At 38.9% G+C, this 15,156-nt stretch carries 12 protein-coding genes; all 12 read left to right on the top strand.

The window, feature by feature from the left end; genetic code table 11:
* Nucleotides 1-19: 19 nt before the first annotated feature.
* The 12 genes from QUE18_RS09380 to QUE18_RS09325 all read left to right on the top strand — a co-directional run bounded on the left by QUE18_RS09380 (nucleotide 20) and on the right by QUE18_RS09325 (nucleotide 15,074).
* Nucleotides 20-451 carry a PTS sugar transporter subunit IIA gene (locus QUE18_RS09380; RefSeq protein WP_008392488.1) on the top strand — a complete coding sequence of 144 codons (432 nt, stop codon included), beginning with the start codon at nucleotides 20-22 and terminating at the stop codon, nucleotides 449-451.
* Entirely contained in the window at nucleotides 448-933 is a 486-nt protein-coding gene (locus tag QUE18_RS09375; protein ID WP_009204376.1) for a PTS sugar transporter subunit IIB, read from the top strand. Before QUE18_RS09380 ends, QUE18_RS09375 begins: the two co-directional genes overlap by 4 nt.
* Nucleotides 934-1,105: 172 nt before the next feature.
* Nucleotides 1,106-1,378, top strand: coding sequence for a co-chaperone GroES (locus QUE18_RS09370; RefSeq protein WP_009204377.1), 273 nt, complete (start codon nucleotides 1,106-1,108; stop codon nucleotides 1,376-1,378).
* Nucleotides 1,379-1,440: 62 nt separating this feature from the next.
* A complete protein-coding gene (gene groL, locus QUE18_RS09365) occupies nucleotides 1,441-3,066 on the top strand; it encodes a chaperonin GroEL (protein ID WP_008392485.1) in 1,626 nt (541 codons plus the stop codon).
* A gap of 381 nt (nucleotides 3,067-3,447) precedes the next feature.
* Entirely contained in the window at nucleotides 3,448-4,326 is an 879-nt protein-coding gene (locus tag QUE18_RS09360) for a class II fructose-bisphosphate aldolase (RefSeq protein WP_040344504.1), read from the top strand.
* A gap of 83 nt (nucleotides 4,327-4,409) precedes the next feature.
* Entirely contained in the window at nucleotides 4,410-5,459 is a 1,050-nt protein-coding gene (locus QUE18_RS09355; RefSeq protein ID WP_040344506.1) for a zinc-dependent alcohol dehydrogenase, read from the top strand.
* A gap of 27 nt (nucleotides 5,460-5,486) precedes the next feature.
* On the top strand, nucleotides 5,487-6,641 hold the full coding sequence (locus QUE18_RS09350; protein ID WP_009204381.1) for an iron-containing alcohol dehydrogenase: 1,155 nt from the start codon (nucleotides 5,487-5,489) through the stop codon (nucleotides 6,639-6,641).
* A 220-nt stretch (nucleotides 6,642-6,861) separates the two neighbouring features.
* On the top strand, nucleotides 6,862-7,683 hold the full coding sequence (locus QUE18_RS09345) for a sulfide/dihydroorotate dehydrogenase-like FAD/NAD-binding protein (protein WP_009264050.1): 822 nt from the start codon (nucleotides 6,862-6,864) through the stop codon (nucleotides 7,681-7,683).
* Between the two features lie 3 nt (nucleotides 7,684-7,686).
* A complete protein-coding gene (gene gltA / locus QUE18_RS09340) occupies nucleotides 7,687-9,078 on the top strand; it encodes an NADPH-dependent glutamate synthase (protein WP_009204382.1) in 1,392 nt (463 codons plus the stop codon).
* Between the two features lie 14 nt (nucleotides 9,079-9,092).
* Entirely contained in the window at nucleotides 9,093-9,461 is a 369-nt protein-coding gene (locus QUE18_RS09335; protein ID WP_008392477.1) for a PTS glucitol/sorbitol transporter subunit IIA, read from the top strand.
* 271 nt (nucleotides 9,462-9,732) lie between these two features.
* Complete coding sequence (guaB, locus tag QUE18_RS09330; RefSeq protein ID WP_008392476.1) at nucleotides 9,733-11,184, top strand: IMP dehydrogenase; 1,452 nt, start codon at nucleotides 9,733-9,735, stop codon at nucleotides 11,182-11,184.
* A gap of 212 nt (nucleotides 11,185-11,396) precedes the next feature.
* Nucleotides 11,397-15,074: an efflux RND transporter permease subunit gene (locus QUE18_RS09325; RefSeq protein ID WP_009204383.1), complete on the top strand. Its 3,678-nt coding sequence runs from the start codon at nucleotides 11,397-11,399 to the stop codon at nucleotides 15,072-15,074.
* The last annotated feature ends 82 nt before the right edge of the window (nucleotides 15,075-15,156 follow it).

The raw sequence follows: 15,156 nt of genomic DNA, 5'->3' as shown, positions 1-15,156 counted from the left end.
TCGTAACAGGCAAGATGTGATGAGAGAGAAGAGAGGAAAATTGATGAAGGTAATCGTGGTATCTCATGGAAGTTATGCAAGAGGACTTGTGGATACAGCACAGATGATCGCAGGGGAACAGGAAGACCTTGAGGCATTTGGGCTTGAACCAGAAGAATCAGTGGATACTTTGAGAGAGAAGATCAGAGAGAGTATTGAACAGACATCAGAAGGAGAAGAAGTCCTTATATTAACAGATCTGTTTTATGGAAGTCCGTTTAATACGGTCATTTCTTTAATGTCAGAATACGATCTCTACCACGTAACTGGAATCAATCTTCCGTTGATGATGGAAGTAGTTATGGGACGTTACGCGGGAAAGAGCGCACAAGAGGTGTGCAAAGATCTTCTTAAGGCAGCGCCAGAGACAGTGAAAGATGTGCGTGAATTATATAAGGAGGTAGAAGAATGAAAAACATTGTATTAGCGAGAGTTGATGACAGGCTCATACATACGGAGATTTTGACATTATGGGTGCCGGAAGTCAGAGCGAACAGGATCATTATTGTAGATGATGTTGTGGCGAAGGATAAATTCCGAAGCAAAGTGATCAAAGAGATGGCGCCCCAAGGCCTTATAATTCATGTATATGGGATCGATCGTGCAACGGAGAAATTAAAAGAAGCCCCATCCTTTGATGGAGAGCGGGTGATCGTAATTGCAGAATCCCCACTGGTATTTGAAGAATTGATCAAACGAGGAATCAAGATCAATCAGCTTAATATCGGAGGTATGGGAATTCGTGGAGAACGTAAAGCAGTTGCAAGAAGAGTTGCGTGTGATGCCATGGAGATGGAAGCTATTCATGAACTGATCAAAAAACATGTACATGTATATTTCCAGACTGTTCCAACAAGAAGTTCAGAAGAAGCAAAAAAATACATCAAAGAATAAGTAAAATACCAAAGAATGCAATCTCAGTTTATGGATTTTTTATAAAAAGGGGGTTGCATTTTTTTTGTCTGGTGTTATACTAAAGAACATAGAGTTAGCACTCGATATAAGCGAGTGCTAACAAAAGATAAAAAGAACAATAATTCTAATATATTTAGGAGGTAATATCATTATGAAGTTAACACCATTAGGAGATAGAGTTGTATTAAAACAGCTGGAAGCAGAAACAACAACTAAGTCAGGAATCGTCCTTACAACAGCAACACAGGAAAAACCACAGGAAGCAGAAGTTGTTGCAGTTGGACCTGGAACAGAAGATGTGAAGATGGAAGTTTCTGTAGGACAGAAAGTTATTTATTCTAAATATGCAGGAACAGAAGTAAAATTAGAAGATGAAGAATATATCATCGTAAAACAGAATGATATTTTAGCAGTTGTAGAATAGTTTTATTATAATACACAATTATTTAATTTCATTAAAAAATTTAGTCGGAGGTAATGAAGATCATGGCAAAAGAGATTAAATACGGAATTGAAGCAAGAAAAGCACTGGAAGCAGGAGTTAACCAGTTAGCAGATACAGTAAGAGTTACAATCGGACCAAAAGGACGCAACGTTGTATTAGACAAATCTTTTGGTGCACCACTGATCACAAATGACGGTGTAACGATCGCAAAAGAAATCGAATTAGAAGATCCATTTGAGAATATGGGAGCTCAGGTAGTCAAAGAAGTAGCAACTAAGACAAATGATGTTGCTGGAGATGGTACAACAACAGCTACAGTTCTTGCACAGGCAATGATCAACGAAGGAATGAAAAACTTAGCAGCAGGAGCAAACCCAATCATTCTTCGTAAAGGAATGAAGAAAGCGACAGAAGCAGCTGTTGAAGCAATTGCTGAGATGAGTAGCAAAGTTACAGGAAGAGATCAGATCGCGAAAGTAGCAGCAATCTCTGCAGCAGACGAAGAAGTTGGAGAATTAGTAGCAGATGCTATGGAAAAGGTATCTAACGACGGAGTTATCACGATCGAAGAATCTAAAACAATGAAAACAGAATTAGATTTAGTAGAAGGAATGCAGTTTGATCGTGGATATTTATCAGCATATTTCTCAACAGATATGGAAAAAATGGTTGCTGAATTAGATGATCCATATATTCTGATCACAGACAAGAAGATCACTAATATTCAGGAAATCCTTCCATTATTAGAGCAGATTGTACAGAGTGGTAAGAAATTACTGATCATTGCTGAAGATATCGAAGGTGAAGCATTAACAACACTGATCGTTAACAAATTACGTGGAACATTCTCTGTATGTGCAGTGAAAGCACCTGGATATGGAGACAGAAGAAAAGCAATGCTTGAAGATATCGCTATCTTAACAGGTGGTACAGTGATCTCTGAAGAAGTTGGTCTGGAATTAAAAGACGCAACATTAGATCAGTTAGGACGTGCAAAATCTGTCAAAGTTGAAAAAGAAAACACAGTCATCGTAGACGGTGAAGGAGATAAAGATGCAATCCAGGCACGTCTTGGACAGATCAAAGCACAGATCGAAGAAACAACATCTGAATTCGACAAAGAAAAATTACAGGAAAGATTAGCTAAATTATCTGGTGGAGTTGCAGTGATCCGTGTTGGAGCAGCAACAGAAACAGAGATGAAAGAAAGCAAATTACGTCTGGAAGATGCCTTAGCAGCAACAAAAGCAGCAGTAGAAGAAGGAATCATCTTCGGTGGAGGATCTGCTTATATCCATGCATCTAAGAAAGCAGCTGAGAAAGTAGCAGACTTAGAAGGAGACGAAAAGACAGGAGCAAACATCATCCTCAAAGCATTAGAAGCACCATTATTCCAGATCGCAGTCAATGCAGGTCTTGAAGGAGCTGTGATCGTCAATAAAGTAAAAGAAGCAGAAATCGGAAAAGGATTCGATGCATTACATGGAGAATACGTAGACATGGTAGAAAAAGGAATCATCGATCCAGCCAAAGTAACAAGAAGCGCATTACAGAATGCAACATCCGTAGCTTCTACATTATTAACAACAGAATCAGTTGTTGCGAACATCAAAGAAGAAGCACCAGCAATGCCAGCAGGAGCACCAGCCGGAATGGGAATGATGTAGGCATTGAACACTGGCATTGAACACTTAGTGAAAACAAGCTGACAAGTGAAGTTTGAACTTAGTGAGAAAGCCCATCCAGAACCTTAGCGAATCCGAGCCACAGGCGAAAGATGAGCTTAGTTGAGGGATGTTACCTTGTGGAGCGAAGCAACTCAAAGATTAAATAAAAAAACACCTCAGAATTCGAAAGAATTTTGAGGTGTTTTTTTCGTATAGAGAAAAATCCTATAAATCAAAAAAACAGTCTGAGAAAATGCGATATGGTCAAATGACCATGCAGCTGGAAAAATGTTTGACAAAACAAATGAGTTGTATTATTATAAATACAACAAGAACAAAATCACGTCACAAGGTGCATATGCACAAATGGAGGTAAAAACTATGCTGACAGATATGGGAACAATCTTAAGACAGGCGAAGAAAGAAGGATATGGAGTTGCCGCTCCAAACGCATGGAGTTTAAATACAGTAAAGAGTATTTTTGAAGCAGCAAGTGAATTAAAAGCACCGGTCATCATTGATGGTGCTGGAATTCATCAGATTGAAGAAATATCAGATGCCGTTCATTTTTATGAAAAGAAATTTCCAGAAGTAACAGCAGCATTAAATTTAGACCATGGAGGACCATTTGAAGAGATCATCCAGGCAATCCGCTGTGGATATACATCTGTCATGGTAGACCGTTCTACATTGACATTTGAAGAGAATGTCAGAGAAGTTGCAGAAATCGTAAAGATTGCTCATGCAGTTGGAGTTTCTGTAGAAGCAGAACTTGGACATGTTGGACAGGGATTTGAATACGAACAGACCAGAGATTCCGGTCTTACAAGGAAAGAAGAAGCGATTGATTTTGTAAAACAGACAAATGTAGATGCGTTGGCAGTATCTGTTGGAACTTCTCACGGAACTTACCATGGAACTCCAAAACTGGAATTTGAACTATTAGCAGACTTGCATCAGATGGTTGAAGTGCCATTAGTTCTTCATGGAGGATCAGGAACAGGAGATGATAACCTGAAGAAAGCAGTGCAGACAGGAATTCAGAAAGTTAATTTGTGCACAGACTTAAGTAATGCAGGGTTAGAAACATTAAAAGGATACTTACAGATTGACTATGATCATATGAAGAAAGATGGAAGTCTTGGAGAATTTGGAAATAAAACAGCGAATATGTTTGATCTTTCTAATGAGATGAGGATAGGATACAAAGAAGCATTAAAACACTACATCACACTATTCGGCAGTGTAAACAAAGCATAGCAATGGAGTAGTCTAGGTACGGTACATCAATATATGAAAAAATAAAGATAAGAAGGATGAATTTTGAAAGGAAGTGCAGTGTCATGGGAAGGAAAATGAAGTTTGGGTGTTTGGTAAAAAAGGGTGTTGCAGAGGTCAGAGAACGTGATCTTCCAGAAGTAGGGCCATATGATGTATTACTTCATATGAAAGTATGTAATATCTGCACGACAGATTATGGACAGTGGTTAGGATTACGAGAACATCAGGGATATCCTATGGCAGGAGGACATGAAGCAGCAGGGATCGTTGAACAGGTTGGAGAAAAAGTAACAGATCTCAAAGTAGGAGATATGGTAGCAACTGGATACGAAGGATGTGGACATTGTCCTGCTTGTCGTGAAGGACATATCGATCAGTGTGAAGAAATTCGCAATGATACAGAAGATGGATATAAATGGGGATTCTTTGGTTTTTCAAATTATTGTGTAAAGAATTCAAGTGGAGTTTATAAAGTGGCGAATGACCTAAATCCATCGGAAGCAGGATTTATGGAACCACTTGCAACAGTCATTCATGGAGCAAAGAAATTAAGATTAAAGCCATTTGAAACAGTTGTAGTCATTGGTGCAGGAACTATGGGATTAATTAACGCCCAGACAGCGAAAGCTTACGGATGTCGTGTGATCGTATCAGAGATGATTCCTAAGAAGATTGAGACAGCCAAAGCGATGGGATTTGAAGTGATAGACTGTAATGAAAGTGATCCTGTAGAAAAGGTAAAAGAGTTAACGGAAGGAATTGGAGCAGATGCTGTGATCGTAGCTGTTGGATCAACCAGTGCCAACAGTCAGGGACTTGAGATGTTAAAACAAAATGATGGAAGAATGTTATTATTTGCGGCAGGATATCCAGTTCCAGAGTTGAAAGTTGACTCAAATATGTTACACTATAGAAAGATGGAACTGATCGGGACATTCGGGGCAGATCATGAAGACTTCAAAGAAGCTGCCCAAGCATTAAGTACCAAGGTTGTGGATGTGTCTAAATTGGTAGAAGAGAAGAAATTTCCACTAAGCAGACTGCAAGAAGCTTATGAAGAGGCAAGCAAACCTGGAATGTACAGGGTCAGTGTCATGTTAGACGAAGAATAAATGAAACATTAAAAACAGGAGGTAGCCATGAACAATTTTACGTATTCTATTCCAACAAAGATTCATTTTGGAAAAGGACAGATTTCTCATCTTAGTGAACTTTCAGAGAGCGGTAACAAAGTTTTACTATGCTATGGCGGTGGAAGTATCAAAAAAGCAGGAATTTATGACGAAGCAGTCAAGATTTTAAAAGAAGAAGATATGGAAATCTTTGAATTATCAGGAATCGCACCAAATCCAAAGATTGAATCTGTTAGAGAAGGTGTAAAACTTTGTAAAGAAAACAGCATCGATATGGTACTTGCTATTGGAGGAGGATCTGTCATTGACTGTGCAAAGGTTGTAGCGGCAGGAGCTTGCTATGATGGGGATCCATGGGATCTGGTTATTACACCAAGATGGATCAAGAAAGCATTGCCAATTTACAGTGTCCTGACATTATCAGCCACAGGATCAGAGATGGATAAATTTGCGGTTATCTCCGATATGTCAAAGAATGAAAAATGGGGAACTGCAAGTGATCATATGAAACCAAAGATGTCAATCCTTGATCCGGAATATACCTATTCTGTATCAAAAAAACAGACAGCGGCTGGAACAGCAGATATCATCAGTCATATTTGCGAGAATTACTTTACCAATGTGAAGAATGCAGACGTTCAAGCAAGATTTGCGGAAGGACTGTTAAAGAACTGTTTTAAATATGGTCCTGTTGCTTTAGAAGAACCAGACAATTATGATGCAAGAGCTAATCTGATGTGGACAGCAAGTATGGCAATTAACGGAATGATTCAATATGGAGCTGAAGTCGCATGGTGTGTACATCCAATGGAACATGAATTAAGCGCATTCTATGATATCACACATGGAGAAGGATTAGCAATCTTAACACCTCACTGGATGGAATTTGCACTGAATGATGATACAGCATATAAATTTGCAGACTATGCAAGAAATGTCTGGGATGTTGTAAATGACGATGATATGGCAGCAGCCAAAGAAGGAATTGCATGTACAAGAGAATACTTTAAGAAGATGGGACTTCCACAGACGTTAACAGATGTTGGAATTGATAAAGAATATTTTGACATTATGGCACAGAAAGCGGCCGATGGATGCAAGGGATCTTTTGTACCATTGAGTAAGGAAGATATTGTAAGTATTTACGAAGCAGCTCTATAATAATGTAGAAAGTAAGCAGCATGGCAGCAAAGAAAGCAGTTATGCTGCTTTTTACATAAAAAATAACAAAATATAAAATAAAATTTCATTAAATATTGCAATACGAAATAAAATTTTATATAATTTTATTGTCGACAAAAAATAAATAAAAAAACACTTTCTTATTGTGCAGATTCCATGTATAATAAAAAGAAGATATTTTAAGAAAGAGGTGTACGTGGTGTATAAGATTGTCAAGAAGCAGACACTTAACCAGGCAGTTGAGTTAATGGAGATTCATGCTCCTTATGTGGCAAGAAAATGTGAACCGGGACAGTTCATCATTATCCGAGTAGATGAAGATGGAGAAAGAGTTCCTTTAACGATCGCAGATTATGATCGTGAGAAAGAGACAGTAACGATCATTTATCAGGTTGTAGGATATACAACAGAATTGTTAAGCAAGAAAGCAGAAGGAGATTATGTACAGGATTTCGTGGGACCATTAGGTCAGCCAGCTCCTTTGCACAAGTGTGACCGTGTCATCGGTGTAGCCGGTGGTGTAGGTGCAGCCCCATTATATCCACAGCTTCGTAAGTTAGCGAAGATGGGAGTACCAGTTGATGTGATCATTGGTGGTAAGAGTGCAGAATTTGTTATTCTTAAGGAATTATTCGAAGAATTCTGCGATAATGTATATATTGCAACAGATGACGGAAGTCTTGGAACCAAAGGTTTCGTTACAACAGTATTAGAAGACCAGATCAAAGCTGGAGTAAAATACGATGAAGTTATCGCAATCGGGCCACTTATCATGATGAAGAATGTGGTTAAGATCACAAAAGAATATGACATCCCAACTATGGTATCTTTAAATCCAATCATGATCGACGGAACAGGAATGTGCGGTGGATGCCGTGTCAACATCGGTGGAGAAACAAAATTCGCATGTGTTGACGGACCAGATTTTGATGGATTTAAAGTAAACTTTGACGAATGTATGCAGCGTCAGGGTATGTTCAGAGAAGAAGAACATGAATGTAGAATTGGAAGGGGGATGTAAACGATGGCAAATATGAGTCTTAAGAAGGTAGCTATGCCAGAACAGGACCCAAATGTCCGTAATAAGAACTTTGAAGAAGTTGCTCTTGGATATACAAAAGAGATGGCAATGGAAGAAGCAGCTCGTTGCTTAAACTGTAAGAATAAACCTTGTGTTGGAGGATGTCCGGTTAACGTACCAATTCCAGCATTTATCGAGAAAGTAGCAGCAGGAGATTTTGAAGGTGCATACGAAGTGATCACAACAGAGAATGCATTACCTGCAATCTGCGGACGAGTATGTCCACAGGAGAACCAGTGTGAAGGAAAATGTGTCCGTGGTATCAAGGGAGAGCCTGTTGGTATTGGACGTATGGAACGTTTCGTCGCAGACTGGCATATGGCAAACGCCAAAGAAACAGAAGTTAATATTGAGAAGAACGGAATGAAAGTAGCAGTTGTCGGATGTGGACCTGCTGGTATCACATGTGCCGGAGAACTGATCAAGAAAGGTTATGATGTAACAGTCTTTGAAGCATTACATAAACCAGGTGGAGTATTAAGTTATGGTATTCCAGAATTCCGTCTGCCAAAAGATCTGGTAGCAAAAGAGATCGAAAGCGTTCAGAAGTTAGGTGTAGATATTGAGACAAACGTTATCGTTGGACGTTCTATCACAATTGATGAATTAATGGAAGATGGATACAAAGCAGTCTTCGTAGGAAGTGGAGCAGGACTTCCAAGATTTTTAAATATTCCTGGAGAAAACCACTTAGGAGTATATTCTGCAAATGAATTCTTGACTCGTGTAAACTTAATGAAGGGATACAAATTCCCAGAGTGCCCAACTCCAGTCAAAGTTGGTAAGAAAGTAGCAGTCGTAGGTGCTGGTAACGTAGCAATGGATGCTGCCAGAACAGCAAAACGATTAGGTGCAGAAGAAGTTTATATCGTATATCGCCGTAGCGAGGAAGAAGCACCAGCACGTTTAGAAGAATTACATCACGCAAAAGAAGAAGGAATTATCTTCAAATTCTTAAATAACCCAGCTGCGATTAAAGCAGATGAAAACGGATGGGTAAGCAGCATGGAGGTCATTAAACAGGAACTGGGTGAACCAGATGCATCTGGAAGACGTTCTCCACAGCCAATCGAAGGATCTAACTATGATCTTGATGTTGATACAGTCATCATTGCGATCGGACAGAGCCCTAACCCACTGATCCGTCACACAACACCAGGACTTGACACTCAGAAGTGGGGTGGAATCATTGTCAACGAAGAGACAATGGAGACAAGCAAAGATGGTGTGTACGCAGGTGGAGATACAGTAACTGGAGCAGCAACAGTTATCCTTGCCATGGGAGCAGGAAAGAAAGCAGCAGCAACAATCGATCAGAAATTACAGGGTAAATAAAAGGAGGATTCCAAATGGGAAAAGCAATATTTCAGACTGAGATTATCGAACTGGGAGAACAGGTAGATGCTTTTTTTGAGGAAGGTATGTTTGTATTATTCGGAGACAATGTACCAGATACATTAAAAGATTTCTGTCATTTCATCGATCAGAAGAAGGTAGACGGAACAATCAAAAAAGGAGATAAACTGGTTGTGGATCAGAAAGAATATCTCATCACTGCCGTAGGAGATATTGCCCAGTCTAATTTGGAGACACTGGGACATTTAACCGTTGTCTTCAGTGGAGCGAAAGAAGCAGGTCTTCCTGGAAGTATTTGTGTTGAGGCAAAGCCAATGCCAAAACTTGCGATTGGAAGTAAAATTTCTATCGTAGAAGAGTAGAGATTACAAGAGATATCAAGCGGATTGCTATCAAGATCATAGAAAAGGAGTTATTGTGAAAGCAGTAATTCCTTTTCTTGTACTTAAAAAGATGTAAAGTGTGGATTGCTATATTTAGAATATTCAGATAATTCCACACATGTACAGAAAATAATCCATACGTTTTAAAAAAAGTATAAAATAATCTGTTGACATCAAAGAAACTATTTGTTAACATATCTAACAATACAAATCAGATATTAAAATACAAGAAAGTGAGGAAAACAAGAAAATGGGTAAGTTAATTGGTGAAGGAATTACATTTGATGATGTTTTATTAGTACCAGCATTTTCAGAAGTGATTGCGAATGATGTGGATACACGTACACGATTGACAAACAAGATTCAGTTAAATATTCCACTGATGAGTGCCAGCATGGATACTGTTACAGAACACCGCATGGCAATCGCAATGGCAAGACAGGGTGGAATTGGTATTATACATAAGAACATGTCAATTGAAGAACAGGCAGAAGAAGTGGATAAGGTAAAACGTTCTGAAAACGGGGTTATCACAGATCCATTTTCATTATCACCAGAACATACCATTCAGGATGCTGACGACTTAATGGCGAAGTATCGTATTTCCGGTGTACCAATTACAGAAGGTACAAAGCTTGTTGGTATTATCACAAACCGTGACTTAAAGTTCGAGACAGATTTCTCTAAGAAGATCAAAGAATCTATGACTTCTGAAGGACTAGTAACAGCTAAAGAAGGAATTACATTAGAAGAAGCAAAACAGATTTTAGGAAAAGCAAGAAAAGAAAAATTACCAATCGTTGATGATGACTTTAATTTAAAAGGATTGATCACGATCAAAGATATTGAGAAACAGATCAAATATCCAAATGCAGCGAAAGATGATCAGGGAAGATTATTATGTGGAGCTGGTGTTGGTATCACAGCAGACGTTTTAGATCGTGTGCAGGCATTAGTGAATGCTCATGTTGACGTTATCGTTGTTGACTCAGCACATGGACATTCTGCAAATGTATTAAGAGTCGTAAGAATGGTCAAAGACAAATTCCCAGATCTTCAGGTGATCGCAGGTAACGTTGCAACAGGAGCAGGAGCAAAAGCACTGATCGAAGCAGGAGCTGACTGTGTGAAGATCGGTATCGGACCTGGATCTATCTGTACAACTCGTGTCGTAGCTGGTATCGGTGTACCACAGATCACAGCGATCATGAGTGCATATGAAGAAGCTAAGAAAGCAGGAATTCCAATTATTGCCGATGGTGGTATCAAATATTCAGGAGAACTTACAAAAGCGATCGCAGCTGGAGCTGATGTATGTATGTTAGGAAGTATGCTTGCAGGATGTGACGAAAGCCCTGGAGACTTCGAATTATACCAGGGAAGAAAATACAAAGTATATCGTGGAATGGGATCCTTAGCAGCTATGGAGAATGGTAGTAAAGACCGTTACTTCCAGACAAACGCTAAGAAGTTAGTTCCAGAAGGTGTCGAAGGACGTGTTGCATATAAAGGAACTGTTGAAGACACAATCTTCCAGATGATGGGTGGTCTTCGTTCTGGAATGGGATATTGTGGAGCAAAAGATATCAAGACATTACAGGAGACAGGAGAATTTGTTAAGATTTCTGCTGCATCCTTAAAAGAAAGTCATCCACATGACATCCATATCACAAAAGAAGCACCAAACTACAGTGTAGAATAAGAGATCAAGAATATACAGAAGCCAGAGTACATAAGAAGATGTATTCTGGTTTCTTTTTGTTGTGTGAAAAAAGTTCATAATCCGATACATTAATTGACAATTATCAATAAAAGTGATTGACTTCTTTAAGAAACAGGAATATCATTAAATTACTTTGGCTATCAAAAGAGACAAACAAGGAATAAGAAAAGAAATGTGAGAAAGGTAAGAAAATGATTTCAAAATTCAGCGTAAAGAAACCGTATACAGTCATTGTAGCGGTTGTACTAGTTATCATTTTAGGAATCGTGTCATTTACAAAGATGACAACAGACTTGCTTCCAAGTATGGAACTGCCATATGCAATCGTTATGACGACATATCAGGGAGCATCTCCGGAGACTGTGGAAACGACAGTTACAAAACCAGTGGAACAATCAATGGCAACGATTTCAAATATCAAAGAAGTTAATTCAATTTCCAGTGAGAATATGTCAATGGTCATTTTGGAATTTGAAGGTGACACGGATATGAATGCAGTATCTCTTGATATGAGAGAGAAGCTTGACATGATCAAAGGCTACTGGCCAGACGAAGTAGGCAATCCAACGATCATGAAATTAAATCCAGATATGATGCCGGTTATGGTAACAGCTATGGATTCTGATAAGTTAAGTAATACGGAATTATCAGAGTTGATCAATGATAAGATTGCACCATCTTTAGAAGCTGTTGACGGAGTCGCATCCGTAAGTAGTACAGGACTTGTAACAGAACAGATCAATGCGATCATCAGCGAGAAGAAGATCAATAAATTAAATGAGAAGATCGAGAAGGCATTGAATGGTCAGTTTGATGAAGCTCAAAATAAGATTGATCAGGCAAGAGCCCAGATGGAATCTGGAAAGAACACATTAGATGCACAGAGAACAAAGGCTAATACTCAGCTTGCGAAAGCTCAGACTGCACTTACGGATGGACAGTTAAGTCTTGCTCAGAAAGAGGTGCAGGTAACGAGTTCAATCACGAATTTGAAGGTGCAGAAACAATCGTTGCAGACATCCCTCAAGACATTAAAAACACAGATCGCCAAGATGGAAGAACAGGCAAAACAAGTTCCGGATGCAGCAACAAAGATGCAGCTTGCGGCTCAGATCGAAGAACTGAAAAAGCAGGAGACAACAGCAAAAAGTTCGATCAAAGCATTGGATAAGAATTTAAAAACATTAAACAATGCATTAAAACAGATCAAAAAAGGAAAGAAAACGATCAATTCTAAACTGACACAGTTTAATGTACAATCAGCAACGGCAACCCAGAAGATGAATGATGGGGAGATCAAACTGGCACAGGGAGAAGCACAGTTGAATTCCAGCCAGCAGCAACTTGATTCCAGTAAAGAGCAGGCAAAAGAAGCTGCAAATATTAAGAATAAGCTGACAGTTGCGAATGTCAAAGCACTGTTAACAGCACAGAACTTTGAGATGCCGGCAGGATATATCAGTGAAGGGAATACACAGTATCTGGTACGTGTTGGAGATAAGGTGACGAATCAAAAAGATCTTGCCAATATGGAATTATTAGATCTTGGAATCAAAGGAATCCCACCGGTCAAACTTTGTGATGTAGCAGACGTAGCGATTGTAGATAACTCAGCAGATACATATTGTCGTGTGAATGGAAATAACGGTGTTGTATTAACAGTCCAGAAACAGAATAATTATTCTACAGCTGATGTAGCAGACAAAGTTGCAGCGAAGATGAAGACACTTACCAAAGAAAATAAAGGATTCCATTATGTTAATATTATGGATCAGGGTGTATACATTGATATGGTGACAGGTTCTGTCATCCAGAATCTGTTAATGGGAGCAATCCTTGCAGTCTTTATCCTATTATTATTTTTGAAAGACGTCAGACCGACGATCGTTATTGCATGCTCCATTCCATTAAGTGTCATTTTTGCGGTGGTGTTGATGTACTTTACAGGAATTACGCTAAATGTAATCTCCTTGTCGGGACTCGCACTTGGAGTGGGAATGCTTGTGGACAACTCGATCGTAGTTATTGAGAATATCTATCGATTAAGAAAAGAAGGAGTTCCAGTTAAAGAAGCAGCGATCACAGGAGCAAGAGGGGTTGCAGGAGCGATCACATCTTCGACACTAACAACAATTTCTGTATTCCTGCCGATCGTATTCACGACAGGGCTTACAAAACAGCTCTTTGTGGATATGGGACTAACCATCGGTTATTCTCTGGTAGCCAGCCTGATCGTAGCGGTGACATTTGTGCCAATGATGTCAGCTGGAGTACTCAATAAAGTCACACAAAAAGATAGTAAAGTGATCAATAAACTGCAGACATTATACCGTAAAGTTATGACAAGGTTGTTAAATCGTAAGATCATTGTAGTAGCTGTAACACTCGCACTGTTTGCGGGAAGTATTTTTGGAGCAATGAATATTGGAAGTTCTTTAATGCCAAGCATGGACAGCACACAGATGACGATGACGATCAAGATGCCACAGGGATCTTCAATGGAAGAAACAGCATCGATGACAGATACAGTAATGAAGAAAGTAAAAGAGATCAAAGATGTTGATAGTGTAGCAGGAATGATTTCTTCTGGCTCTTCTGGAATCTCTTCAATGACATCAGGAGGATCTTCAAATGAAGACCAATCCAGTATGTATGTTTTATTAAAAGAAAAGAAGAAACATACAAACAAAGAGATCAAGAAAGAAATCCTAAAGAAAACAAAGAAATTTGATTGTGAGGTTGAAGTGCAGGAATCCAGTATGGATATGAGTGCACTTGGTGGAAGCGGTATTTCCGTACAGATCAAAGGAAATGATTTAAATAAACTAAGGTCTATTGGAAAAGATATTGCCCAGATTGTAGAGGATACGAAAGGAACACAGAACATCTCGAATGGAAGTGAAGAGACAACACCAGATCTTTATGTTGTGGTAGACAAGAAAAAGGCAGTAAAAAATGGTTTAACAGTTGCAACAATCTATCAACAGTTAAGTGAGAAATTAAAAGATGCTAGTGAAGCAACAACGATCACGATCAATGAAAAAGAGTATAGTGTCAATGTTGGAAATAGTGCAAAGAATACACTGACAAGAGATGATCTTAAGAAAGTGAAACTTACAGGAACAGTAAGTGGAAAAGAAAAAGAAGTTACATTGGATCAGGTAGCGAACTTCAGAAATAGTGACAGTTTATCTTCTATTAATAGAAACCAGCAGGAAAGAACATTGAGTGTAACATCAGAGATCAAAGATGGCTACAATGTAGGAAAAGTCAGCAGCGCTGTACAAAAGAAGATTAAGAAATACAATGCACCAAAAGGATACAGTATTACAATGAAAGGTGAGATGGAATCCATTCAGGAAACAACAGGACAGATTGGCCTGATGTTATTGCTGGCAGTAGCATTTATGTATTTGATCATGGTAGCACAGTTCCAGTCACTGAAATCGCCATTTATCATTTTATTTACGATTCCAATGGCATTTACAGGAGGATTCTTAGGACTGCTGATCACTGGAAAAGACTTAAGTGCGATTGCAATGATCGGATTTGTTATGCTTGCAGGTATCATTGTAAATAATGGTATCGTGCTGGTAGATACGATCAATCAGTTAAGAGAATCGGGATACGAATTTGAAGAAGCAATCCTGACAGCAGGTACGATGCGTGTACGCCCGATCTTGATGACAGCCCTTACAACGATTCTTGGATTATCTACAATGGCGATTGGTTTAGGGCAAGGTGCCGAGATGATGCAGCCGATGGCGATCGTTACGATCGGTGGTTTGATTTATGGAACTTTACTAACATTATTAGTGGTTCCATGTATTTATGGACTCTTCAATAGAAGAAAAAAGAAAGCAGAGTAAATCTTACAAAACTATTAAATATGACCGCTTTCCTTTACTTTTAAAAAGAGAAAAGATATAATAGTACAAGAATCATGTCAGA

It is taken from the genome of Anaerostipes hadrus ATCC 29173 = JCM 17467 (assembly GCF_030296915.1).
Taxonomy (GTDB): domain Bacteria; phylum Bacillota; class Clostridia; order Lachnospirales; family Lachnospiraceae; genus Anaerostipes; species Anaerostipes hadrus.
This window is presented reverse-complemented; position numbering and strand designations above follow the sequence as displayed.

Coding starts and splice junctions, on each gene's coding strand:
- QUE18_RS09380 (WP_008392488.1), top strand. CDS start 20: ATGAGAGAGAAGAGAGGAAAATTGATGAAGGTAATCGTGGTATCTCAT.
- QUE18_RS09375 (WP_009204376.1), top strand. CDS start 448: ATGAAAAACATTGTATTAGCGAGAGTTGATGACAGGCTCATACATACG.
- QUE18_RS09370 (WP_009204377.1), top strand. CDS start 1,106: ATGAAGTTAACACCATTAGGAGATAGAGTTGTATTAAAACAGCTGGAA.
- groL (WP_008392485.1), top strand. CDS start 1,441: ATGGCAAAAGAGATTAAATACGGAATTGAAGCAAGAAAAGCACTGGAA.
- QUE18_RS09360 (WP_040344504.1), top strand. CDS start 3,448: ATGCTGACAGATATGGGAACAATCTTAAGACAGGCGAAGAAAGAAGGA.
- QUE18_RS09355 (WP_040344506.1), top strand. CDS start 4,410: ATGGGAAGGAAAATGAAGTTTGGGTGTTTGGTAAAAAAGGGTGTTGCA.
- QUE18_RS09350 (WP_009204381.1), top strand. CDS start 5,487: ATGAACAATTTTACGTATTCTATTCCAACAAAGATTCATTTTGGAAAA.
- gltA (WP_009204382.1), top strand. CDS start 7,687: ATGGCAAATATGAGTCTTAAGAAGGTAGCTATGCCAGAACAGGACCCA.
- QUE18_RS09335 (WP_008392477.1), top strand. CDS start 9,093: ATGGGAAAAGCAATATTTCAGACTGAGATTATCGAACTGGGAGAACAG.
- guaB (WP_008392476.1), top strand. CDS start 9,733: ATGGGTAAGTTAATTGGTGAAGGAATTACATTTGATGATGTTTTATTA.
- QUE18_RS09325 (WP_009204383.1), top strand. CDS start 11,397: ATGATTTCAAAATTCAGCGTAAAGAAACCGTATACAGTCATTGTAGCG.